Origin of the sequence: Croceicoccus marinus (assembly GCF_001661675.2) — a bacterium.
Classification (GTDB): Bacteria; Pseudomonadota; Alphaproteobacteria; order Sphingomonadales; family Sphingomonadaceae; genus Croceicoccus; species Croceicoccus marinus.
Genome location: NZ_CP019602.1, coordinates 2,586,209 through 2,608,524, shown reverse-complemented (window position 1 = coordinate 2,608,524; position 22,316 = coordinate 2,586,209). Strand labels below are relative to the sequence as shown.

Sequence of the window (22,316 nt, the reverse complement as noted above, 5' to 3'; positions counted from 1 at the left end):
ACGTCGGCCGCGTCAGTCTGCCAGTAAGCTCGCGCGTAATGGGATGGCATGGCGGATTTATAAGACCAGCCAAAAAATACTCGCAGCTGGACACCCGCAACAACTCTGATTTTGGCCGCGTGATTGGGCGGCTTGAGGTGCGTAGCGTGAGGAGTGCCATTTCATGACGGCGCTGGGCCTTCTGAGGTTGTATTTTCGTCGCTGGTCAGCCCATTTCCTGCATTCAGGCGCACCTATCCTGTGGCTGCCCGCCGCTCGTGGAAGATCAGGCGGTCGAAATTGTAGACCAGGTTGGCCAGCGTAAGTTTGGCCTGCGCCCTGGCGAGCCCAATGGTCCGGATGAATAGACCATAGCGATTCTTCTGGTGCGCAAAGACGTGCTCCACCTTGGCCCGCACGGCCGATTTCGCGGCATTGGCGCGCGCGATGCGCTCGGGCATCGGTTTGCCCTTGGGCTTTCTGCGATGGATGCGGCTCGTGAGCATGTTGCGCGCCAGCCATGTCTCGTTCTTCTGGCTGCGATAGGCGCTGTCGGCCCAGACGTCGCTGGCGGTGTTGCTGGTGTCGATCACGCAGCGCAACTGACGCCCGTCGCTATGCGCCGCCGATGTCACCGCTGCCCTGCGAATAAAGCCGAAGCGGCGGTCGATGCTGATATGGGATTTGTAACCGAACACCGGCGTGGCGATCTGCGGCAGCGGTGTCCCATCCGGGCGATATCGGATCTTGCCGCCGATCTTCACCGTCCAGCGCGCGTCGACATCCTTCTGGTGCGCCTTGTTTGGCTTGCCGCGCCAGATCTGCTTCGCCGACTTGCCCGCCTTGATGGCGGCCTTCTCGTCCTCGGTGTTGCGCTGCTTGGGCGCGGGCACCAGCGTGGCATCCACGATCTGGCCGCCCATGGCGAGATAACCTGCCTCGTGCAGTTGCCGCTCGAACGCCTGCATCAATGCCTCGAGCGTCCCGCTCCCGGTTAGCCGGTTGCGATAGTGACGGATGGTGTTCTCGTCGGGCATCGCGCCACCCAGATCGAAGCCGAAAAAGCGCATCCAGCTCAAGCGATCGCGGATCATGAACTCCATGCGCGCATCCGACAGATTATGCTGTGCCTGAACCACCAGCACCTTGAACATCGCGACCGGATCGAACGGCGGCCGACCGCCTTTTGCGCCGTTGCTATACCCTAGGCCGCGGGTCAGTAGCGGCCGGAAACGCTCGAAATCCACCGTGCCCGCCAAAACCTCGAGCGGATCGCCGTCCTTGCTCAGCCGGTCTAGGTGCTCCGCCAGCGAAAACAGGCTGCGTGGCTGCATCGATGCTCTCCTTACAATGCACCGAATGAATCACAGCAGCGGTCTCAAAGCGAGAGGTTATTACGGGTGTCCAGCTTGCCGATGGCTTTCTCCATCTCATCTCCGCTGTCAACGAACCGCTTCAAACGCAGGACCGCAGCGGTATGGCGAAGGTCATGTGGTGAAATCCATCTCTTCCCCTCTCGCTCGTCTTGGCTTCCCTTTCCCCTTGCCGGGATTTTTGCCCAACCCCGGACCTCTAGGGCCGCCTTCGCCGCAGGAGACAGTGAAGTAGTAGCCACGTTAAAAATGTCGTTCACTGTCTGTAGCGCGAGTGGGGTCTTTTTTTGCGATATAAACAGATGGCCGTATTTCGAATGGATCCTGTAATTTCCGACGTAGTTGTCAAAAAGGGCAACTAGTTCAGGGGTTACCGGCAGTTGCCGTTGCGACTGCTCCGTCTTTAAAGCAGGCTGGAGATAACGTGGATCCTCCCCTTCCAGAGTCGTTACGTTGATCCAACGATATTCCCGCCCCGTTATCAGGTCGTAGTCAGATCTTATTGCTGAAGCCGACAGGAGAAGTGCCTCACCCCTTCTCAAACCTAAATGTAGGTATAATATGAATAGAAGGTAATTCCGTGATCTGATCTGAACAGTTTTAAAGGGGTTACGTTGAGACAGTGGGTCAAAAATCTCGTATAACTCTTCCACCACTATGGCCGGAAGTGCGCGAATTGGTGCGGCCGCCTTCTTTTTCTTCGGTGCTATCTGGGAATATAGAGCCTCAATGCGCGTCAGGCGCGCTTCGAGACGCTGCACCTCATCGGCTTCATCGACGCCTAAATGACGCAATACGTCCGTGACAAAACGCAAAGCCGACTGCCATGGATCGGAAAGATCGACGCGGCGCCTAGCTGCGCTATTCTGAAGACTGGAGAGATAGGCACTGAGGCAGCTTTCGAGGCTTTGAAAATCCCGAGACGCGATGACTCGATCTAGGGAGTCGCTACCCAAAGTTCGGGCTGCTGCTTGGTAGAACCGTTCGACATTCGCGAGGTGACGAGCAGCTGTGCCGTCTTTTCCGTTGGTGAGAATTCCTTCCCAAACGGTTGCCCAGAATCGTGGTCGGCTCTCTTGGTCAACTAACACCCACGCGGAAAGCGACGGGGGTAGATCAGGGGAGCGAAGGCGCAGACGCGGCATACCGCATTAGGCCCTAAACGAACCGCGACTACAACAGCTAAAACCGGTCTTTAGAATTTTGCTTGTTGCAGAACGGAATTGCGAAAATGCAACATATATGAAACCGGTGGCTTTCGCCGAACCACACGACATCGGGTCGCAGCGCGCTTTCGCCGCATTCGGGGCAGGGCGGGCGCGTGATCAGCGGCCCGGTCCATGGGCTGCGCAGGTCGCAGGCGGTGCACCACGCGTTCAAATGCTCGCCATGCATGTGCAGCACATTCGCCGCGCCCGCCCGCTCGTGCAGATCGTCCACGTTCTGCGTCACCAGCAGCAGATCGCCGTCCCACGCGCCGTCCAGCCGCGCCAGCGCGTCATGCGCCGGGTTGGGCCGCTTCTGCTGGATCGCCTCGCGCCGCATGTCATAGAACCGCAGCACAAGGTCGGGATCGCGCGCAAAGCCCTCGGGCGTGGCGACATCCTCCACCCGGTGCTGTTCCCACAGCCCGCCTGCCGAACGAAACGTGTCGATCCCGCTTTCGGCGGATACACCCGCGCCGGTCAGGATCACGATATTGCGAACTCGCTCCATGACCGCCATGAAGCACGCCGACCAAGGAGAATGCAATGGCAGCTATCGGTATCGTCGGCTCGGCAGGGCGCATGGGGCAGGCGCTGGCCGCCGCCATAGACGAGGCGGGCGAGACACGGGCGGGCGGCGCCGACCGGGGCGACGACGTCGGCGCGCTGGCGGGCAAGGCCGATGCGCTGGTCGATTTCTCCACGCCGGGCGCGCTGGCGGATACGCTGGATGCCTGCGTAAAGGCGGGCATCCCGCTGCTGATCGGCACCACCGGGCTCAGCGCGGACAACCACGCCGCCATCGACGCGGCGGCGCGCACCATCCCCGTGCTGCAGACCGGCAATACCTCGCTGGGCGTCACCATGCTCGCCGCTCTGGTCGAGCAGGCCGCCGCGCGGTTGGGCGACGACTGGGACATCGAGATTGTCGAGATGCACCACCGCATGAAGGTCGACGCCCCCTCGGGCACCGCGATCCTGCTGGGCGAGGCGGCCGCCAGGGGACGCGGCATCGATCTTGCCGCCCACACCGAAAGCGGGCGCGACTGCCACACCGGCGCGCGGGCGACCGGCGCGATCGGCTTCGCGGCGCTGCGCGGCGGCACGGTGGCGGGCGAACACAGCGTCATCCTGGCCGGAGAGCAGGAGCGCATCACCATCTCGCACAGCGCCGAGAACCGCGCGATCTTCGCGCGCGGTGCGGTCAAGGGCGCCAAATGGCTGATCGGCCAGCCCGCAGGCCGCTACACCATGAACGATTTGCTGGGCCTGTAATGCCAGAACGACGGGGCCACGCACCGAAGAACAAGGCGGAGGTGTTCGAATTCTTCCGCCTGCTGGCCGAGGATAATCCCGACCCGCAGACCGAGCTGGAATTCGGCAACGACTACCAGCTCGTCGTCGCGGTCGCCTTGTCGGCGCAGGCTACCGATGTCGGCGTCAACAAGGCGACGAGGAAACTGTTCGCCGAGGTAAAGACCCCGCAGCAGATGCTCGACCTGGGCGAGGACGGGCTGAAGGAGCACATCAAGACCATCGGCCTGTTCAATTCCAAGGCGAAGAACGTGATCGCCCTGTCGCAAATGCTGGTGGGCGATTTCGGCGGCACCGTGCCCGGCGACCGCGATTCGCTGGTCAGGCTGCCCGGCGTCGGGCGCAAGACCGCCAATGTCGTGCTGAACTGCGCGTTCGGCCAGCCGACCTTCGCGGTCGATACTCATGTCTTCCGCGTCTGCAACCGCACCGGCGTGGCGAAAGGAAAGACCCCCGACAAGGTCGAGGCGCAGCTGGAGAAGAAGGTCCCCGAACCCTTCCGCATGGGCGCGCATCACTGGCTGATCCTGCACGGCCGCTATCTGTGCAAGGCGCGCACGCCCGAATGCTGGCGCTGCCCGGTGGTCGATCTGTGCGGGTACAGGGACAAGGTGCTGGACAAGCCCAGGGGGCGCTGACCGCACCCAGGTGGCAGGCCCCCGCTTTGGAAGCGCCAGCCGATCTGCTAGCGTGTAAGCTGTTGATCGCAAACCGATGACCCCAAACCGACAGCGAGGTCCAAGGACGATGACGCGCAATTCCGCACTGGCCGCAGGGGCCGCTTTGCTGGCATCTGCCGCGCTGGCCGCGCCGGCGGCAGGCCAGGAAATCCTCGCGCCCGAAGTGCGCGGGCGGCCCGTCGAGGAACCGGACGAATGGGTCGTCAGCCTGCGCGGGGCCGCGCTGCTGACGCCGTCGTGGCTGGGGTCGAACGACATGTCGCTCTCGCTCGTGCCCGACGTGCGCGTGCAATATGGCGACAAGTTCTTCGCCTCCATCCCCGAGGGGGTGGGCTGGAACGCGATCCGGGGCGACGGCTGGAAGATCGGCCCGCTCGCCAAGATCCGCTTTGGCCGCAGCGAGGAGAACGGCGGATCGCCCTTCCAGATCTTCGGGCGCAGCAACGATCTGCGCGGCATGGGCGACGTGAACGCCTCGGCCGAGATCGGCGGCTTCGCCGAAAAGCGCTTCGGGTCGGACGGCCAATGGGAAGCCCGCGCCGAAGTGCTGAAGGGCTTCGGCGGCCACGACGGGGTGGTGGCCTATACATCGCTCGACTATCGCAAGCGGCTGGGGCTGGCCAGCCTGCGCGTCGGCCCGCGGCTCAATCTGGTCAGCGGCGATTTCAACGACACATTCTTCGGCATCGACGAAGCGCAATCGGCGGGCACCGGCCTCCCCGTTTACGACGCCGACGGCGGCGTGCTGTCATGGGGCGCAGGCGCCAGCCTGGTCCAGCCGCTCAGCCGCCGCAGCGCGATCAGCGCTTTCGGCAATGTCGAATATCTGGGCAGCGAACCGGGCAATTCCCCCCTGATCGAGGAACGCGGCCAGCGCCTGCAGATGTCGGTGGGCGTCGGCTATGGCTACCGGTTCAACCTTTAGGGGGGCGGTAGCGCGAAGAAGCCGATGGCATTGCCGCGGCAATGAATGGCAGGCGGCGATCATCGATTGCAGGCCAATGGCAGATTTTCGGTCCGGCACATTCCCGATCATTTCGCCGCTTGCCTGGTGGCGGCCGCTTCTCGCAAATTACCCAGCGCTGCAGTCAGCTTCCGACCATCAGTTCTGAGTTCCTGAAGACGTCTTTCGGCAGTCGACTGGTCAATCACGTCCAGTCCGGTTTCCGCCTGGCGCCCTCGGATGGACAGCGTGCGTAGCACCAATACCCAGTGCCCGCTTGAATCTACCGAAACCGAGATATTCCCGTGACAAAGCCAGGCGCGGAATGCTTCCTGCCTCTCGCGAAAATGCGCCAGATAGCCTGCCGCGCCGCCACCTTCATGCGCAAACGGACCACCGGGTCCGATAGCTTTGGCCAGATCCTCGAAACGCTGCCCGATCAGATGGCGCAGCTGGATGGTCGTGTCGTCCGGCCTGGCTGCTTCCAATGCCAGAAGTGTACGCGTGACAGCGAGTTCCACGCTTGAGAAATGGTGCATGCACTCACCGCGCCATGCGTTCACCGCAGTATAGATCGCGCCCCAATTGTTCGCGATCGGAATCGGCACAGGCTGTTCGGGTATTGCGTTCATCGAACGGATGATATTTCAAACCGGTTTCGGAAAGATTATGCGTGTCGCGGTGGCCGCTTCCCGGGAAACTCCCGCCTCGGAAGCATGGCGATACCCCGTTGCCCCCTACCTCACTCCCGCGCCTCGTCGATCAGGTCGCGCAGGCAATCGGTGTGGCCGCGGAACGCGCGTTCGCCTGCCATGGTGATCGCGGCGCGGGTGCGGGGGCGCTTGCCGACGAAATCCTTGGTGATCGCCAGATAGCCCGCGCCTTCCAGTGCATTCAGGTGACTGCCGAGGTTGCCGTCGGTCGCTCCGGTCAGACGCTTCAGCCGCGCGAATTCCAGCGGTTCGAACTTTCGCGCGGCATGCAGCGCCGCCATGATCCGCAGGCGCAGCGGCTGGTGGATGATGTCGTCGAAGCCTTCCATCACACCTCTGGCAGCCACAACCCGCCCAGCATCAGCCCGCCGCCTCCGGCCGCCGCCGCGAACAGAGCGGTCCACTCCGGCGCCAGCAGGAACCCCGCCATCACCACCGCCGCGATTCCCGCGCCGACCACCGCCAGCCGCGGCATCGCGGAATAGCCCATCATGATATAGACCAGCCCCATCACCAGCGACGGAAAGGCCAGCGCCGCCCTTGGATCGACCGGCGCGAACAGCACCAGGCTCGCAATGATGAACAGGCCCACGGTCAGCGTCATGATCGCGATCGCGCCGACCGACCGGTCGCGGCGGTCATGGCCGCGCCCCTGCCGCCAGCTCAGCAGGAAGGCGGCCGCGACGCCGGTCGCGGTCAGCACTCCCCAGACGATCGGCCATTGCTCGGCCCCGGTGAACTGGCACAGCGCATAGCCGCAGGCCCAGACGGCGCCCCACAGCAGCAGATGCGGGCTGGCGGCGGCATAAAGCCCCGACCGGACCGTTCGGGTCTGGGTCGCCTCGACGTCCCGCAGGACGGAACTCGCCTCTTGCTGCGAAATCATGTGCTCTCTCCTTGTCTGCTCTGCGGGATAGAGTAACAGATAACGATGCTCTGTCAAGCAGAGTGCTTTGCAAAGGAAAGACGGAATATCGCTGTCCTACACGCCGGTTGCGCGGCAAAAGGCAATGGTACCGCTCTTTCCCATCGTCAGGATTTTTCCGCACCCCCCATGGTGTCAACCGGGCGGGCGAAACCCGCGCATTTCCGGGGCAGAGCGCCGGGTGACAGCGGTTGTAGGAGATGTCGCCTGTGTCAACCGCCGCGCCGGATGCCGGCCGGTCACAGCCCCAGGTTCAGCCGCCGCGTCACGGTATAGTCCATCACCGCGACCAGAAACCAGCTCAGCCGCCAGCGAAAGCGGTTCCACAAGGTCGATTGCCGCTTGTGCAGTTCGGGCGTGATCGCCTTGCTGGCGGGCAGGTGCTGCGCCACGAAATCGCGCATCCGGTCCGCCAGCGCCGCATCCTCGATCCGCAGCATCAGTTCCAGGTTGAGGTACAGGCTGCGCATGTCGAAATTGGCGCTGCCGATATAGACCGCATCGTCCAGCACGATCAGCTTGGTGTGCAGCTTGCACGCCTCGAATTCCCAGATCCGCACATGGTGCCGCAGCAGATAGCGGTACAGCGCCCGCGTCGCCCCGATGGTGGCATTGTTGTCGGACTTGCCCGCCATCACCAGCCGCGTGTCGCCCTTTTCCGCGATCTTGCCGATCCGCCGCTGCAGCCGTTTGGGCGGCGAGAAATAGGCCATCATCATGTCGAGCCGGTCGCCCTCGATCAGGTCCTGCGACACGCAGCGCGCCCAGCTGGACAGCCCGCGGGTCGGCCCGCCCACCAGCAGCCGCACCGGTCCGTGCCCCGCGTCCCAGCCGCGCACGATCCGCCTTATGCCCGACCAGCGCGATTTCGTATTGGCGGTCCATTCCAGCAGCAGGTCGTACCAGCGCACCAGCGCTTGCACTGCCTCGCCCTCGACCGTGACGGCCAGGTCGTTCCAACCGTTCATCGCGGGCGGCTGGAAGTAGTCGTTCTCGATATTGAAGCCGCCGATCATGCCCAGCGCCTCGTCCGCGACCACCATCTTCTGGTGGTTGCGGATCAGATAGCGCTGCGACCAGTGCGCCATGAAGCGCACCGTTCGCCCGCCGGCCTCGGTCAACGGCTCGACGAACTGCTCGCTGGCGGTGGCCCCGAACCCGTCGAGGATCAGCGTCACCCGCACCCCGCGCCGTGCCGCCGCGATCAGCGCATCGCGCACCAGGTACGACACCTCGTCCTCGGCAAAGATATAGAAGCACATGCGAAGAGAGCGCTCCGCCCCCTCGATCAGCTGCAGCAACGCCTGAAGCCGGTCGCGGCCCGCCGGATGGAAGCCAAGCCGGTGGCCCTGCGCGCTGACGTGGAAGGGCGGCGGGTCCCGCCAGGGCTGCGCTTCGGTGCTGATCGGCTGGGCCCTGTTCATGCAGGCGCGATGATGGCCGCTCGCGCAGGGCAGGGCAAGAGGCGGCTTTCCTTGACTCGCGGGGCGCTTTTGCCTATTCGCCGCGCTTTCCGACAGGACCAACTTTTTACCCGAGGTGCCCTATGGCGCGCGTTACCGTCGAAGATTGCGTCGACAAGATCCCGAACCGTTTCGACCTCGTGCTGCTGGCTGCCCAGCGTGCGCGCGAAATTTCGGCGGGCAGCGAGCTGACCGTCGACCGCGACCGCGACAAGAACCCGGTCGTCGCGCTGCGCGAAATCGCCGAGCAGACGGTGAAGCCCAAGGACCTCAAGGAAACCCTGGTGCAGGGCATGCAGAAGGTCGCCGTGGACGACGATGACGAGGTCGATGAAGTCGGCTCGCTGTCGCGCTCGGCCGAGGCGCTGCGCCTCACCGCTGCCGCGCCGACGCGCAACACCTCGATCGGGTCCGATTACGACGGCTGATCCTGGGCGTTACATTGCGAGTTAAGGAAAAGGGCTGCCATCTGGCGGCCCTTTTCATGTTCACGATCCGCCGCCACCCGCTATAAGGCAAGGCCGGGACTAGCGAGGGGGTTCTGGTGAACGACATATCCGATGGCATCGGCGGGACGGCCATGGGCGGCAGCCACAGCCGCGCTGCCGGGCCTCAGCCGAACGCCGGCGACGGTCATTTCCACGAGACTACATGCCTCAATTGCGGCACGCAGCTGGTCGGATCGCATTGCCACGAATGCGGCCAGGAGGCGCATCTGCACCGCACGGTCGGGGCATTCCTGCACGATATGATGCACGGCGTTCTGCATCTCGACGGCAAGATCTGGCGCACCCTGCCGATGCTGGTGCTGAAGCCGGGCCATCTGACCCGCGAATATATCGACGGAAAGCGCCGCAGCCACGTCTCGCCGATAGCGCTGTTCCTGTTCTCGGTCTTCGCCATGTTCGCGGTCTTTTCGATGGTGGGCCTGTCGGTGCCGACCGATTTGCGCAACGGCACCGCGGAAGGCGACGTGCCCGTTTCGATCGAGGACGCAGAAGCCGAGCTCGAAGCCGCGCGCGCCAGGCTGGCCACGCTGGAGGAAGGCAGCGAGGACTATGCCATCGCCGCCACCCGGGTCGAGAACCTTGAAACCGCACGCAACGTGCTGCAGGGCTTCAGCGGGGAGCAAACGGCCCGGTTCAACCTTGGCGGCACCGGGATCGCCCAGATCGACAAGGGCCTGACCAAGTGGCGCGAGAACCCGTCGCTGATGATCTACAAGCTGCAGTCGAGCGGGTACAAGTTCTCATGGCTGCTGATCCCGCTGTCGCTGCCGTTCATGTGGCTGATGTTCTTCTGGAAGCCGCAGTTCGGCATGTATGATCACTCGGTCTTCGTGACCTATTCGATCGCGTTCATGTCGCTGCTGTTCATCGTCGCGAGCCTGCTCGCCGTGGCGGGCGCGCCAGGCTGGATCGTCACCACCTTGTGCACCGCAGTGCCGGTGCTGCATATCTACAAGCAGCTGCGCTACGGCTACCTGCTGACCCGGGCCGGGGCGCTGGTTCGCACATCGGCCGCGCTGGTGTTCGTGTCGCTGGTGCTGATCCTGTTCCTCAGCATCCTGTTTCTGCTGGGCATTTGGGGATGAATGCGCGCTTTGCCATAGGCCCGGTTGCGCTGGACGACCCGCAGTTCCGCGATCTGCTGGAATTGCACCTGGCGGCGATGCACCGGAACTCGCCGCCTGGCTCGGTCTTCGCGCTCGACCTGACCGGCCTGTCGGGCCCGGAACTGACCCTGCTTGGCGCTTGGACCCAGGATGGACGGCTGGCGGCGATGGGCGCGCTGAAGCGGCTGGCTGGCGGGCGGGGCGAGATAAAATCGATGCGCACCCATCCCGATCATCTGCGGCAGGGCGCGGCGGCGGCGCTGCTGGACGCAATCGACGCCATCGCACGCGGCGAGGGGCTCGATCGCCTCAGCCTCGAAACCGGCAGCGGCCCCGCCTTCGAGGCGGCGCTCACTCTCTATCGCAAACACGGCTTCACGAATGGCGAGGCGTTTGCCGACTATATCGCCAGCCCCTTCAACCAGTTCCTGCATCTGGACCTGCGCTGAAACGAGAAGAGGGCGGGAAGCCGAAGCCGCCCGCCCTCCATCGATTTGCAATTCCGCCAAATCAGGCCGGATGCGGCCCTTCGCCCGAAAAGCGCTTGCCTGCCTTGGGTACGCCGAAGCCGCTTGCCGGTATCGGCCGCGACGGTCCGCTCGGCGCGCCGGGCCGGTCGATCCGGCCATTTTCCAGAAGTTGGTCGATCTCCTCACCGGTCAGCGTCTCGTACTCCAGCATGGCCTGAGCAAGCAGGTGGAGCTTGTCCTCCTGCGTCTGCAGCACTTCGGTCGCGCGCCTGTGGGCATCCTCGACCAGCGTCTTGATCTCGGCGTCGATCAGCTTGTTCGTCTCCGCGCCTGCAAAGGTGCGCTGGGTCTGCCCCATTCCGAGATAGCCTTCCTGGCTCTGCTCGTACTGCAGCGGCCCCAGCTTGTCTGACATGCCCCATTTGGTGACCATGTTGCGGGCCAGATCGGTGGCATACTGGATGTCGGAGGACGCGCCCGACGATACCTTGTCATGCCCGAAGATGATCTCCTCCGCCACGCGTCCGCCCATGGCGACCGCAAGGTTCGCGTGCATCTTGTCGCGATGATAGGAATAGCTGTCGCGCTCCGGCAGGCGCATCACCATGCCCAGCGCACGGCCGCGCGGGATGATCGTCGCCTTGTGGATCGGGTCCGACGCCGCCTCGTTCAGCGAGACGAGCGCGTGGCCAGCCTCGTGATAGGCAGTCATCTTCTTCTCGTCGTCGGTCATGACCATGGATCGGCGCTCGCTGCCCATCATGACCTTGTCCTTGGCGTCCTCGAACTCCTGCATCGCGACCAGCCGCTTGTTGCGGCGGGCGGCGAGCAGCGCAGCCTCGTTCACCAGATTGGCAAGGTCGGCACCCGAAAAGCCGGGCGTGCCGCGCGCGATCGTGCGCGAATTGACGTCAGGGGCCAGCGGCACCTTCTTCATGTGCACAGCCAGGATCTTCTCGCGCCCGTCGATGTCGGGCACGGGCACCACGACCTGGCGGTCGAAGCGGCCCGGACGCAGCAGCGCGGGGTCGAGCACGTCGGGGCGGTTGGTCGCCGCGATGATGATGATGCCCTCGTTGGCCTCGAAACCGTCCATCTCGACCAGCAGCTGGTTCAGCGTCTGCTCGCGCTCGTCGTTCGAATTGCCGAGGCCATGGCCGCGCGAACGGCCGACCGCGTCGATTTCGTCGATGAACAGGATGCACGGCGCGTTCTTCTTCGCCTGCTCGAACATGTCGCGCACGCGGCTTGCGCCGACGCCGACGAACATCTCGACGAAGTCCGAACCCGAAATGGTGAAGAACGGCACGCCCGCCTCACCCGCGATGGCGCGGGCCAGCAGTGTCTTGCCGGTACCGGGCGAACCGACCAGCAAGGCGCCCTTTGGAATCTGGCCGCCCAGCTTCGAGAAGCGCGACGGGTCCTTCAGGAACTCGACGATTTCCTCCAGCTCCTCGCGCGCTTCATCGATGCCGGCGACGTCGTCGAAGGTGACACGGCCCTGGCGTTCGGTCAGCAGCTTGGCCTTGGACTTGCCGAAACCCATCGCGCCGCCGGCGCCTCCGCCCTTCTGCACCTGGCGCAGCGCGAAGAACGCGATACCCAGGATCAGCAGGAACGGCAGCGAGTTGAACAGGATGATCAGCAGCAGGCTCTGCTGCTCCGGCTCCGCGCCGGTATATTCGACGCCATTCTCCTGCAACAATTCGGTAAGCCCGGCATCGCCGGGGACCGGGGTCGTCGTGAAGGGCTGGTCGTTCTTCAGCGTGCCGGATATGCGATCGGGCGCGATCTGCACTTCGCGCACGCTGCCTTCGGCAACCTGTTCGCGGAAGTCGGAATAGCGGATCTGCGTGCCCTGGGTCGCCCCGCGTTCTCCAAACAAAGAAACCACGAGCAGGAGCGCGAGGAAAATCCCGCCCCAGATCATCAGGCTCTTCAGCCAGGGGTTGCCGTTCGGCTGTTCGTCTTTGTTCATGGTTTCTGCCGGAAATCCTTTCAGGCACCCAAGATAGGCGCGTGATGGTGAATGGCAAGCAAACGAAAGGGCAGTCTGACCACGATTCAGCCGGTTTTTCGGGGCGGTTCCGGGGTAAACGTCCATTCCGGGCCATCGCGGCCGCGCCGCGAGACGCAATAAAGCCCGCCCAGCGTGCCGCCGCCCCCCGATTCGAGGGCGGCCAGCAGACGCTCGATCTCGGCCCCGCGCGCCGCGCCGCGGGCCGTGCCGAGCGCCTCCAACAGCCGCTCCACCACGCGGTAGCGGACCGCGCGGGGGAAGGGATCGGGCGAGGGGCGGTAGAGCGCACCGGCCGCGCCGCGTTCGACTCGCGATGCGATCTCTGCCTCGGCGAAATGCTCAAGCGCGTCGAACGCCTCGCGCAGATGCTTGGCACTTTGTGCCAGGTGCCAAGGGTTCAGCCAGTCCTGCCGCGCCATGGCCGCGCGGATGCGCGCGCGATCGTATCGGTCGTCCTCGTTCGACGGGTCCTGCGCGGGTGTCAGACCGGCCCGCTCGCATACGATGGCCAGCTCCGACCGCCGCCAGCCCAGCAGCGGGCGGATCAGTACAAATTCGCCGGCCATCGGCATCGGCCTTGCCGCGCGCATGGCCGCCAGCCCCTTCAGCCCGGCGCCGCGGTTCAGCCGCATCAGCAGGTTTTCCGCCTCGTCGTCGGCATGATGCGCGGCCGCCACCGCGGCCAGCCCGCGTTCGCGCGCCCAATCGCCCAGCGCCCGGTAACGCGCCGCACGTGCATTCGCCTGGATATTGCCGGTGCGCTCGACGCTGACCGTCAGCGTCGCATGCGGCACGCCCAGATCGGCGCAGATGCACGCGACCATCGCGGCCTCATCCGCGCTTTCGGGGCGCAATCGGTGATCGACGGTGGCGGCTTCGACGCGATCTGGAAGGGCCCGTGCCGCCAGCACCAGCATTGCCAGCGAATCCGGCCCGCCCGATACGGCCAGGCCGATCCGCGCATCTGGCGCGGCCAGCGGCGCGCAATCGCGGGCGAAGCGCGCCGCGTCGGCGTTCAGATGATCTGGCAGATCGTCCGGCGTATCAATTGCATCCCGCCTCACGCCCCGTCTGCAGGTCCAGCGAGGACAGGCGGCCATTTGCCTCGCCCGGATAGACGCGGCGGAATTCGGCCAGCGCCTCGCAGCTCTTCGCCTTGTTGCCCAGCGCCAGGGTCGCGCGCGACAGATAGAGCAGGCTGTCCGGTGCCCGCTCGCCGCTGCGGTCGGCAAGATAGTTCTGCAGGAAGACCTCGCCCGCCTTGCTGGGCTGCCCCTCGTCCAGCCACGAGCGGCCGATCAGGTTGCGCGCCCAGCTGGCCCGGCGATGGTTGGGATAGACGTTGACCACCTTCTGCAGCTGCTCGCGGGCGGCGGGGTATTGCTGCGCTTCCCACAGGCGGAAGCCATAGACATAGGTATCGTCGGCGTCGTCGCCGGTCGAGGGCTTGTCGACCGTGGCGACCGTCGCCGCGGTCGCTCCGCCGGTCATCGCCGCGATATTGCTGCCCGTGGCGGCCCCTGAGGCGGGGGGGGCGGCAGCTGGATCCTGAACGGGCATCATCGGTTCGGGCGGCATTGCCGCTGCTTCCAGGGACTGCACCCGCTCGTTCATCAGGCGCAGCGTGTTCGAGTTCATCTCGACCTGCGAAGTCAGGCTCTGCAGCGCCGATTCCACCGCGTCCATGCGCGCGAGCAGGTCGGTGACCGGCCCCGCCGTATTGCTGGGCCCCACCGGCTGCGCCTGCGGAGCGACGATCTCTGGCTCGAAATAGGGGCCGCTGCCGCCGGGGAAGACCTTGCGCTGCAGCGCCTTCACTTCCTGTTCCAGCTTGCGGATGCGCACGTCGTCCTGCGCCGAGGCGGGGGCCGCGACCGGCAGGGTCAGCGCCATCGCGCCGCCCAGCAACAGGGCGGTGCGGCGCCAGGAACCGGACAGGGATCGGGGAAGGGCCGTCATAAGGGGGGAACGCGGGCTGGCGAACATGAAAGGCAACCTCGTGGAAGTCATGACACGAAAAGGGAATAGTGGCACCGGGCGCCGGAACCGCGGATGAACGTGACGCCGGCCCGGCGGATCAGCCGCCCGTGGTGCCGGCGGCACCGGGCTGCGGAAGGCCGGGGCCGGCCGGCCGGGCAAGCAGCGCGGCGGAATCGACGGGTATGTCGCGCACCACCGATTGCTCCTCGGCCAGCGGCGGCACCGCGCGGCCACCGACGGTGATGCGCAGCGCTTCGGGGCGGCCGGTCCAGATCTGCGGACCTTCGGCATCGGCCGGGATGGTGAAGCTTTCGTTCAGGGCCATCTGCTTCTGGAACAGCTGGCTGCCGCTGCGGTCGTAGAATTTCACCCAGACCCCGTCGACGGTCGCGGTGAACACGACTTCCTGCGATGCGGGGTCTGCGGCGGCGGCGTCGGCCTGCGCGGGCTGCGGGGCAGCGGCGACGGGGGCCTGCTGCTGCTCGTCCTCAAGCGGGGGCAATTGCGCGGCGGGCATGAACAGCCCGCGCCACGCTACCACGACGATTACCATCACCGCGATCACCGCGGCCAGAACGATCCAGGTCAGCCTGCCCGACGGATTGCGTTCGGGATCGCCCGGCTCCATGTGGTCGAGATTGCGCTCGGGGCGAACCTTCTCGGCCATCCCCATCTCGTCCCGCAGGCGCTGCACCAGCACCGGGGCGTCAAGCCCCAGCGCATTGGCATAGCTGCGCACGAAGCCGATGATATAGGTCCGGCTGGGCATCGCCGAGAAATCGCCTTCGTCGATGGCGATCAGATGTCGTTCGGAAATCTTGGTGCGATCGGACAGGTCCTTGCGGCTCATGCCCTGTCGCTCACGCTCCTGCCGCAGCGTGTCGGACACGGTCCTGCCGGTCGGGGCCCTTTCGTCGATTTCGTTCTCGTCCACTCGTCCCTAACCTCTCGCACCGACGGGTCGGTTCCTGGCTGGCGGGGTGCTGCTGGGCTTCATGCCGCGCAGCAAATCCTGCTTGCACGGCCATGCGATACGATATTGCGCGGGCGATTGCACCCCGCCCCCCACGATCTTTCCCAGCAGAAATGCGATTCGGCGCAAAATTTTGCCAGCAGCTTCAATGACAGACCCCGGCGCACGCCGATCCGGGGGCCCTATTCCCAGTCGATGTCCCGCTCGTCCGCCCATTCGGTCAGCGCGCCGCGCAGGTCGCCGACGGGTTCGTTCAGCCACAGTTCCATCTGCTCGGTCAGTTCGCGCGTGTCGATCTTGCGGAACATCGCCTTGTGCGGCCCGATCGATGCGGGCGTGATCGACAGGCGGCGGATGCCGATGCCGACCAGCGCCAGCGCCTCCAGCGGGCGGCCGCCCATCTCGCCGCAGACGGTGATGTCGATCTGCTGACCCGCCAGCGTGCGTATGACGCGGCGAATGAAGCGCAGGATCGACGGGTTCAGCCAGTCATAACGTTCGGCCAGCTTGGGGTTCGACCGGTCGGCGGCGAACAGGAACTGGGTCAGATCGTTGGTGCCGATCGAGATGAACGACAGCTTGGGCGCCAGCACGTCCAGCATCTCGGCCAGCGCGGGCACTTCCAGCATCACGCCATAGCGAATCTGTTCGGGTAGTACCTTGCGCCGGCCGCGCAGGAAGGCGATCTGCGCGTCGAACACGGCCTTGGCCGCATCGAATTCCCACGGTTCGGACACCATCGGGAACATCACGTTCAGCGTGCGGCCCGCCGATGCCTCGAGCAGGGAGCGGGCCTGCGCCTTCATCAGCCCCTCGCGCTCAAGCGCCAGGCGCAGCGCGCGCCAGCCCATCGCCGGGTTCTCGTCGCCGTTCTCGCCCTCGGCGCGCAGATAGGGCAGCGACTTGTCGCCCCCAACATCCACGGTGCGGAAGATCACCGGCTTGTCGCCCGCGGTGTCCAGCACGTCGCGGTAGAGCCGCGTCTGCCGGTCGCGCTGGGGCAGGGCGGCGGACACCAGGAACTGGAACTCGGTCCGGAACAGGCCGATGCCGTCCGCGCCGGTCAGGTTCAGCAGCGGCACGTCGTCGCGCAGCCCGGCGTTGATCATCAAATTGATCCGCTCGCCGTCCTTCGTGAAGGGTTCGACATCGCGGAGCGCCGCATAGCGGGCCTGCCGCTCGCGGCTGCGGGCCGATCGCGCCTCGAACGCCTCGACCACCGACTGGGTCGGGCGGACATTGGCGATGCCCTGCGCCCCGTCGACCAGGATCAGGTCCCCCTCGCGGATCATGCCGCGCAGACCCCTTATCCGGCCCAGCACGGGAACGCCCATCGCGCGCGCCACGATGACGACATGGCTGGTGAGCGATCCTTCCTCCAGGATCACGCCCTTCAGCCGCCGCCGGTCATATTCCAGCAGTTCCGCCGGGCCCAGGTTTCGCGCGATCAATATCGTATCGTCGCGCAGGCCCAGCCGCGCGGCGGTCGATACCTGCCCCGACACGATGCGCAGCAGGCGGTTGGCCAGATCCTCAAGATCGTGCATCCGGTCGGCCAGCAGCGGATCGTCGATCTGGCGCATGCGCATGCGGGTGCGCTGCTGCACGCGCTCGATCGCGGCCTCGGCGGTCAGGCCGGAATCGATCGCCTCGTTGATGCGGCGAGTCCAGCCCTCGTCATAGGCGAACATCTTGTAGGTCTCGAGCACCTCGTCATGCTCGTCCCCCACGCCGAACTCGGCCTGGTTCGACATGGTCTCGATCTGCTCGCGCATCTTGTCAAAGGCCGACAATACGCGCGCACGCTCGGCCTCGGTATCCTCGGCCACGACATGTTCGATGGTGATGCGCGGCTGGTGGAACACCGCATGCCCCGCCGCCAGCCCCTTGACCAGCGACAGGCCCGACACCTGCCGCGGATCGGTCAGCATCGGGCTGGCCGCGACCGTATCGGCATCGTCGATCAGCCCGGCATTGGCGATCAGCTCCGACAGCACCATGGCCACGGTCTGCAGCGCCTCGATCTCGACCTCTTCATAGCGGCGCGGCTCGACATGCTGCACCGCCAGCACGCCGACCGCGCGCTCCATCCGCACGATGGGAACGCCCGCGAACGAGTGGAACTTGTCCTCCCCCGTCTCGGGCCGATAGGAAAAGTCAGGATGCGCCGCCGCCTCGGCCAGGTTCAGCGTCTCGACATGCTCGGCCAGCGATCCCACCAGGCCTTCGCCTATGGCCAGCCGCGTGACGTGGACCGCGTCCTGGTTCAGGCCGCGCGTGGCGAACAGTTCCAGCATGCCTTCGCGCAGCAGATAGATCGAACACACCTCGCTATGGAGGCTTTCGCCGATCAGCTCGACCACCTGGTTCAGCTTGGCCTGCGCGTTATGGCGCGAGGCCATCACCTCGTGCAGGCTGGTAAGGATCTGTCGTGCTGCTGAAACGGCTGATGGCATGGCTTCCGGTTATAGCAAAGCCGCCCCCGCGCCAAATCACAAATGCGCGCGTCCCGCGCTGCGTCCGTGCCCCCGGTGCCGCAATCGATACGCCCCCGGAAATCCAGTTCGGATGCCGGGGGCGCCAATGTCTGTCAGCGAAGAGCGCCTAGTTCAGCGCAATCTCTTCCTTGATCCTCAGCTTCTTTCGCTTGAGAGCCTGTATCTTCGCAGCATCGGGCGCGGGCCGCGTCATTTCCTCGTGGATTTGCCGTTCAAGTCCGGCGTGCTTGGTGTTGAGCGCGCTGATGTGCGTGGATTCCATGAAGTCAGTCTCCTGCGTTCGCGTGTTTCGGATCTGGCGGTCGATTCCCGGGCGCGGGTTCGTTTCCCCGTGCCAAGGTCCCCTCATGATCGAAGCCAACTTAAGCGGCCGGCGGCGACTCGTGGCGGTCGCATTGCCGACAGCGCCAAGACAATCATAAATCTGTCATCTTGCGAAGGGGCAATCCGGGATGATCGCGACGAAAGTCCCGCGCAGATGCGACAGGCCGCAACAGCCGTTGCCTGCGCGCGGCGAACGGGGCATGAGCATGGCCATGACCGAAGACGAGATGCGCAAGCGGCTGGAAATTCTGCGCGTGGAGCACCGCGACCTCGACGCCGCGATCGCCGCCCTGTCGGAAAACCCGACCGACCAGCTGCGCGTCGCCCGCCTGAAAAAACGCAAGCTCCTGCTCAAGGACCAGATCCTGCAGCTGGAGGACGCGCTGATCCCGGATATCATTGCTTAGGATGTCAGTGCTGCGGGTCCGCTAAGCACCAGGTTTTATCGAAAGCTGCCAGCCCGGATACGACCGGTTGCTGACGTGCAGCAAAACGGCCAACATCCGCAAGCATGGGACGGACGTTGTTAAACACTACGCTGGTAGTTGTTGGAGTGATTATCCTCCTTTGGGTTGCACTCGCCTACGACAATACCGCGCTGCTTTGGGCCGCTCTTACGATAGCGCTCGCCTACGTTGCGGCCTTAAGGGTCATTACGGGTGACCAATGGGGGCTGGTTGTGGTTCAAGCGATTCTTGGGTTGGTCGCAATGAGCGGCATCGCTTGGTTTGCCGGGATGCTATTGGCCCGAAGTCTTTAATGTCCGCTTCCCACCCCATTCCGGCCATTCAAGCCAACCGGCCGGCCCTACCGATAGCCGACCTTCCGCAACCTCGCATGCCCCAGCGGTCGGCTTTCTATCGACGCTCCCGGGCAAACGCTCCCACCCATCACCCCCGCAGCGCCGTCACGATGCCCACGATGCTGGTGATCGTCAGCACAACGCCGACGAAGATCAGCAGCGGCTTGATCGGAATGCGCTTGGCGGCATAGGCGCCGATCGGGGCCGCGCACACGCCGCCGATCACCAGCCCCAATGTCGCGCCCGCCAGATCCGCCAGCCCGATCTGCGAGATGAAGGTGATCGAGATCGCCACCGTCAGGAAGAACTCCGCCGCGCTGACCGTGCCGATCACGCGGCGCGGCTCCACGCCCTGCACCAGCAGGTTAGAGGTGACCACCGGCCCCCATCCACCGCCGCCCGCCGCGTCGAGGAAACCGCCCACGGCCCCCAGCGGCGCGACGAAGCGCGCCGGCTTCGCCTCTGGGGGATAGAGCACGCCGCGCACGATCAGCCACAGGCCGATGATCGCCAGATAGGCCAGCACGATCGGCTTCACGATCGCCGCGTCTATGTTGCTGAGCAGATAGGCGCCCGCCACTCCGCCCAGCACGCCCGCTCCCGCCAGGCGGAAGAACAGCGACTTGTCGATATTGCGATGAGCCAGATGGCTGATCCCGCTCGCCCCGGTGGTGAAGCATTCGACCAGATGCACCTTGGCCGACGCCAGCGCGGGCGGAAAGCCCAGCACGCCCACCAGCAGCGAATTGCAGATGACGCCGAACGCCATGCCCAGCGCGCCGTCGACCAGCTGCGCGGCAAATCCGACGATGATGAAGGGAACGAGGTCGGCCAGAAATTCAGCGGCCATCTAATTACATCCCGGCAATGGAACCGGAACGGAAGATTATCGGCAGCCCCGATTTAAGCGAAACAATTTTGTGAGAGGGGGTGAAAGGCGAAATATCTTGCCCGACCCGCCGCTCCACCCATCGGCGAGCACGCCGTCAGCCGCGCCGGCGATAGCGGAAATACCACACCTCGTGTCCCAGCCGGCGCGCCTTGGCTTCATAACGCGTCTCGGGCCAGCCGCCCGGGCGGGTCAGGAAATCCGCGGGCGTCTCGCACAGCCATTCGAATGTGTCCGCATGACGCTGCATCACCATCAGCGCGTGGCGCAGATAGACCGGGTGGTCGGTGCCGAAACGAAACTCGCCGCCCGGTTTCAGCTTGGCCGCGATCAGTTCGACCGGCCCGTCGTTCATCATGCGCCGCTTGGCATGGCGCGCCTTGGGCCAGGGATCGGGATGCAGCAGATAGGCGAAGGACAGCGCCCGGTCCGGCACGCGCGCCAGCACCTGCAGCGCATCGCCCATGTGCAGCCGCACATTGCCCAGCGCATCGTCGCGTACATGGGTCAGCGCCTGCGCGACGCCGTTCAGGAACGGCTCGCAACCCACGAAGCCGTGATCGGGCAGCAGGTCGGCGCGATAGGCCAGATGCTCGCCCCCGCCGAAGCCGATCTCGAAATGCAGCGGGCGGTCGTCGCCGAACAGGCTGCGCGATGACACCGGACCCTCGTTCGGCACCGCGATCCGGGGCAGCAGATTGTCGACCAGTTCCTGCTGCGACGCGCGCAGGGCCTTGCCTTTCGACCGGCCATACAGCCGGCTGAGCGTGGTGGGATCGCCTTCCTTGTGCGCAGTCATGGGCGAGGCCGTTAGCGCCCGAACGCCCGCTCGTCGAGTGCGAGAGTGCACCCGGCGCGCAACTGCGCTATGCGCCCCGGACATGACGCCGCTCTACCACCCGCCGGTCAAACGCTCGGTCGAAATCGCCGGGCACAAGACCTCGATCAGCCTGGAACCGGTGTTCTGGGACATGCTGCTTGAAGAGGCCGAACGCGAAAAGGCGCCGATCAACGCGATTGTCGCGCGGATAGACGCCGAACGCATCGCCAGCGAAACCCCGCCGGGGCTCGCCAGTGCGATCCGGGTGTGGCTGGTGACGCGTCAGGCAGGGCGCATGGCCCGACCCGGCGGCGTCACCGACCGGGGTCAGTAATTCGCCGGCGGATCGCTGGCCGGGAAGCTCTGGTCACTCGATTCGTCGGTCTTGGTCCAGTCGCGGCGCGGCTTGTCGCGCATCGATGCGGGGCCTGAATCGCGAACCGGCGTCACCTCGTCGGTCTTGTCATAGTCGCGCGGCTGGCCCCCCGCGAAAGCGGCGGGCGAATCGTTCTGGCTGGATTGGTAATAGCGGTAACCGGCATAACCGATTGCGCCCAGGGCGGCGAGTTTAAGCAAAGCCATTTGGAATTCTCCTTCTTTGCCCCATCAACGCGCCAGCCTCGGCTTCGTTTCAGATCATCATGCCATTCGTAAGATCATTCCGGCGCGTTATCGCCCCGCAACGGCGCAGCCTCACCCCGCAACGGCGCAGCACCCTCCCGCGCATCGCCATCGGGCGCGGCTGGCGGCTCAGGCAACATCTCCGCCGCGTCCGCCAGCACCTCGCGCTCGGTCGCGTCGGGGGCCGGCGGATCGCCGATCGCCTCGCCGCAGCCGGTCAGCAGCAGGGCCGGGAAGGCCGCGCAGACCGATGCGGCGAGGCGGGATGGCATTATTCGCCTTCCATCGCTGCCGACAGATCGGCGGCGGCATCGTCGGCCGCATCGGCGGCGGCTTCGGCGGTCGGGTCGACGACCGGCTCGACAGGTTCGGTGGTTGCGGCGGCGGCGGCATCCTCGTCGGTCATGTCGGCCATCGAGGGATCCATGGCGGCATCGCCTTCCATGCCGGGCTGCGCCATCACTTCGGCAGCGGGCATCTCGACATTGTCGGCCTCTGCCGGTGCATCAGCCTCGTCGGTCGATCCGCAGGCGGCAAGCAGCAGGGCAGGCGCGGCGACAAGCGCGACACGGGCAATCATCATCTTCATCTCGGGGTCACTCCGTTGAACTGGGACCGTTGAACTGGGCGCCGGTCGGGCGCGGACGGAATTTAGGCGCGCAAGACCACGCAGGCAATCGTTGCCAACATATAAAGCTTTCTTTATATG

The 22,316-nt window shown here is 65.2% G+C and carries 25 protein-coding genes and 1 pseudogene; 8 read left to right on the top strand and 18 right to left on the bottom strand.

Going from position 1 to position 22,316, the window contains the following annotated elements:
- Nucleotides 1-233 precede the first annotated feature (233 nt).
- The 3 genes and pseudogenes from A9D14_RS12375 to A9D14_RS12370 form a co-directional block, all read right to left on the bottom strand.
- Nucleotides 234-1,313, bottom strand: a complete 1,080-nt coding sequence (locus tag A9D14_RS12375) for an IS5 family transposase (RefSeq protein ID WP_066846942.1) — start codon at nt 1,311-1,313, stop codon at nt 234-236.
- A gap of 44 nt (nt 1,314-1,357) precedes the next feature.
- Nucleotides 1,358-2,497 carry a site-specific integrase gene (locus tag A9D14_RS19540; RefSeq protein WP_157668220.1) on the bottom strand — a complete coding sequence of 380 codons (1,140 nt, stop codon included), beginning with the start codon at nt 2,495-2,497 and terminating at the stop codon, nt 1,358-1,360.
- A gap of 112 nt (nt 2,498-2,609) precedes the next feature.
- A pseudogene (locus tag A9D14_RS12370) lies at nt 2,610-3,068 on the bottom strand (Sir2 family NAD-dependent protein deacetylase); the annotation flags it as partial.
- 35 nt (nt 3,069-3,103) lie between these two features.
- Here A9D14_RS12370 and dapB point away from each other — a divergent pair.
- The 3 genes from dapB to A9D14_RS12355 all read left to right on the top strand — a co-directional run bounded on the left by dapB (nt 3,104) and on the right by A9D14_RS12355 (nt 5,476).
- On the top strand, nt 3,104-3,832 hold the full coding sequence (gene dapB / locus A9D14_RS12365) for a 4-hydroxy-tetrahydrodipicolinate reductase (protein WP_066846939.1): 729 nt from the start codon (nt 3,104-3,106) through the stop codon (nt 3,830-3,832).
- The gene (gene nth, locus A9D14_RS12360) at nt 3,832-4,509 is read left to right on the top strand and encodes an endonuclease III (protein ID WP_066846936.1); all 678 of its coding nucleotides are present in this window, start codon (nt 3,832-3,834) and stop codon (nt 4,507-4,509) included. The genes dapB and nth overlap by 1 nt, the downstream gene beginning before the upstream one ends.
- Nucleotides 4,510-4,618: 109 nt before the next feature.
- Nucleotides 4,619-5,476 carry a MipA/OmpV family protein gene (locus A9D14_RS12355; RefSeq protein ID WP_066846934.1) on the top strand — a complete coding sequence of 286 codons (858 nt, stop codon included), beginning with the start codon at nt 4,619-4,621 and terminating at the stop codon, nt 5,474-5,476.
- A gap of 107 nt (nt 5,477-5,583) precedes the next feature.
- Here the strand turns inward: A9D14_RS12355 and A9D14_RS12350 are convergent, their stop codons facing one another.
- The 4 genes from A9D14_RS12350 to A9D14_RS12335 all read right to left on the bottom strand — a co-directional run bounded on the left by A9D14_RS12350 (nt 5,584) and on the right by A9D14_RS12335 (nt 8,556).
- Entirely contained in the window at nt 5,584-6,126 is a 543-nt protein-coding gene (locus A9D14_RS12350) for a hypothetical protein (protein WP_066846931.1), read from the bottom strand.
- A gap of 110 nt (nt 6,127-6,236) precedes the next feature.
- Nucleotides 6,237-6,536 (bottom strand): transcriptional regulator, encoded by a 300-nt coding sequence (locus A9D14_RS12345; protein ID WP_066846927.1) that lies wholly within the window; start codon nt 6,534-6,536, stop codon nt 6,237-6,239.
- Entirely contained in the window at nt 6,536-7,093 is a 558-nt protein-coding gene (locus A9D14_RS12340) for a hypothetical protein (RefSeq protein ID WP_066846926.1), read from the bottom strand. Before A9D14_RS12340 ends, A9D14_RS12345 begins: the two co-directional genes overlap by 1 nt.
- Nucleotides 7,094-7,371: 278 nt before the next feature.
- Nucleotides 7,372-8,556, bottom strand: a complete 1,185-nt coding sequence (locus A9D14_RS12335; protein ID WP_066846921.1) for a phospholipase D-like domain-containing protein — start codon at nt 8,554-8,556, stop codon at nt 7,372-7,374.
- Nucleotides 8,557-8,678: 122 nt separating this feature from the next.
- Between A9D14_RS12335 and rpoZ the strand changes: the two genes are divergently transcribed.
- From rpoZ to A9D14_RS12320, 3 genes are all read left to right on the top strand, one after another.
- The gene (gene rpoZ / locus A9D14_RS12330; protein ID WP_066846919.1) at nt 8,679-9,023 is read left to right on the top strand and encodes a DNA-directed RNA polymerase subunit omega; all 345 of its coding nucleotides are present in this window, start codon (nt 8,679-8,681) and stop codon (nt 9,021-9,023) included.
- Between the two features lie 116 nt (nt 9,024-9,139).
- Nucleotides 9,140-10,189: a DUF3667 domain-containing protein gene (locus A9D14_RS12325; RefSeq protein WP_066846916.1), complete on the top strand. Its 1,050-nt coding sequence runs from the start codon at nt 9,140-9,142 to the stop codon at nt 10,187-10,189.
- Nucleotides 10,186-10,659 (top strand): GNAT family N-acetyltransferase, encoded by a 474-nt coding sequence (locus A9D14_RS12320; protein ID WP_066846905.1) that lies wholly within the window; start codon nt 10,186-10,188, stop codon nt 10,657-10,659. Before A9D14_RS12325 ends, A9D14_RS12320 begins: the two co-directional genes overlap by 4 nt.
- 61 nt (nt 10,660-10,720) lie before the next feature.
- On the opposite strand, the gene ftsH is transcribed toward A9D14_RS12320, so the two are convergent.
- The 6 genes from ftsH to A9D14_RS12290 all read right to left on the bottom strand — a co-directional run bounded on the left by ftsH (nt 10,721) and on the right by A9D14_RS12290 (nt 18,413).
- A complete protein-coding gene (gene ftsH / locus A9D14_RS12315) occupies nt 10,721-12,658 on the bottom strand; it encodes an ATP-dependent zinc metalloprotease FtsH (RefSeq protein WP_066846902.1) in 1,938 nt (645 codons plus the stop codon).
- Between the two features lie 86 nt (nt 12,659-12,744).
- Nucleotides 12,745-13,764 carry a tRNA lysidine(34) synthetase TilS gene (gene tilS, locus A9D14_RS12310; protein ID WP_232468558.1) on the bottom strand — a complete coding sequence of 340 codons (1,020 nt, stop codon included), beginning with the start codon at nt 13,762-13,764 and terminating at the stop codon, nt 12,745-12,747.
- Nucleotides 13,745-14,659, bottom strand: coding sequence for a tetratricopeptide repeat protein (locus tag A9D14_RS12305; protein ID WP_066846900.1), 915 nt, complete (start codon nt 14,657-14,659; stop codon nt 13,745-13,747). The genes tilS and A9D14_RS12305 overlap by 20 nt, the downstream gene beginning before the upstream one ends.
- Before the next feature lie 118 nt (nt 14,660-14,777).
- Nucleotides 14,778-15,614: a helix-turn-helix domain-containing protein gene (locus tag A9D14_RS12300; RefSeq protein WP_066846897.1), complete on the bottom strand. Its 837-nt coding sequence runs from the start codon at nt 15,612-15,614 to the stop codon at nt 14,778-14,780.
- A 221-nt stretch (nt 15,615-15,835) separates the two neighbouring features.
- Nucleotides 15,836-18,109 (bottom strand): phosphoenolpyruvate--protein phosphotransferase, encoded by a 2,274-nt coding sequence (gene ptsP / locus A9D14_RS12295; RefSeq protein WP_066846893.1) that lies wholly within the window; start codon nt 18,107-18,109, stop codon nt 15,836-15,838.
- Nucleotides 18,110-18,257: 148 nt separating this feature from the next.
- Nucleotides 18,258-18,413, bottom strand: a complete 156-nt coding sequence (locus tag A9D14_RS12290) for a YdcH family protein (RefSeq protein ID WP_083987907.1) — start codon at nt 18,411-18,413, stop codon at nt 18,258-18,260.
- Nucleotides 18,414-18,687: 274 nt separating this feature from the next.
- On the opposite strand from A9D14_RS12290, the gene A9D14_RS12285 reads away from it, so the two are divergent.
- Complete coding sequence (locus A9D14_RS12285) at nt 18,688-18,882, top strand: YdcH family protein (protein ID WP_066849117.1); 195 nt, start codon at nt 18,688-18,690, stop codon at nt 18,880-18,882.
- 483 nt (nt 18,883-19,365) lie between these two features.
- On the opposite strand, the gene A9D14_RS12275 is transcribed toward A9D14_RS12285, so the two are convergent.
- Complete coding sequence (locus tag A9D14_RS12275) at nt 19,366-20,127, bottom strand: sulfite exporter TauE/SafE family protein (RefSeq protein WP_066846887.1); 762 nt, start codon at nt 20,125-20,127, stop codon at nt 19,366-19,368.
- A 136-nt stretch (nt 20,128-20,263) separates the two neighbouring features.
- Complete coding sequence (gene trmB / locus A9D14_RS12270; RefSeq protein WP_066846885.1) at nt 20,264-20,965, bottom strand: tRNA (guanine(46)-N(7))-methyltransferase TrmB; 702 nt, start codon at nt 20,963-20,965, stop codon at nt 20,264-20,266.
- An 82-nt stretch (nt 20,966-21,047) separates the two neighbouring features.
- On the opposite strand from trmB, the gene A9D14_RS12265 reads away from it, so the two are divergent.
- On the top strand, nt 21,048-21,320 hold the full coding sequence (locus A9D14_RS12265; RefSeq protein WP_066846882.1) for a ribbon-helix-helix domain-containing protein: 273 nt from the start codon (nt 21,048-21,050) through the stop codon (nt 21,318-21,320).
- On the opposite strand, the gene A9D14_RS12260 is transcribed toward A9D14_RS12265, so the two are convergent.
- From A9D14_RS12260 to A9D14_RS12250, 3 genes are all read right to left on the bottom strand, one after another.
- Nucleotides 21,314-21,568, bottom strand: a complete 255-nt coding sequence (locus A9D14_RS12260; RefSeq protein ID WP_066846879.1) for a hypothetical protein — start codon at nt 21,566-21,568, stop codon at nt 21,314-21,316. The two genes, A9D14_RS12265 and A9D14_RS12260, sit on opposite strands and share 7 nt — an antisense overlap.
- Nucleotides 21,569-21,642: 74 nt before the next feature.
- On the bottom strand, nt 21,643-21,879 hold the full coding sequence (locus tag A9D14_RS12255) for a hypothetical protein (RefSeq protein WP_066846877.1): 237 nt from the start codon (nt 21,877-21,879) through the stop codon (nt 21,643-21,645).
- Nucleotides 21,879-22,196 (bottom strand): hypothetical protein, encoded by a 318-nt coding sequence (locus A9D14_RS12250; protein ID WP_066846875.1) that lies wholly within the window; start codon nt 22,194-22,196, stop codon nt 21,879-21,881. The genes A9D14_RS12255 and A9D14_RS12250 overlap by 1 nt, the downstream gene beginning before the upstream one ends.
- Between the last annotated feature and the right edge of the window lie 120 nt (nt 22,197-22,316).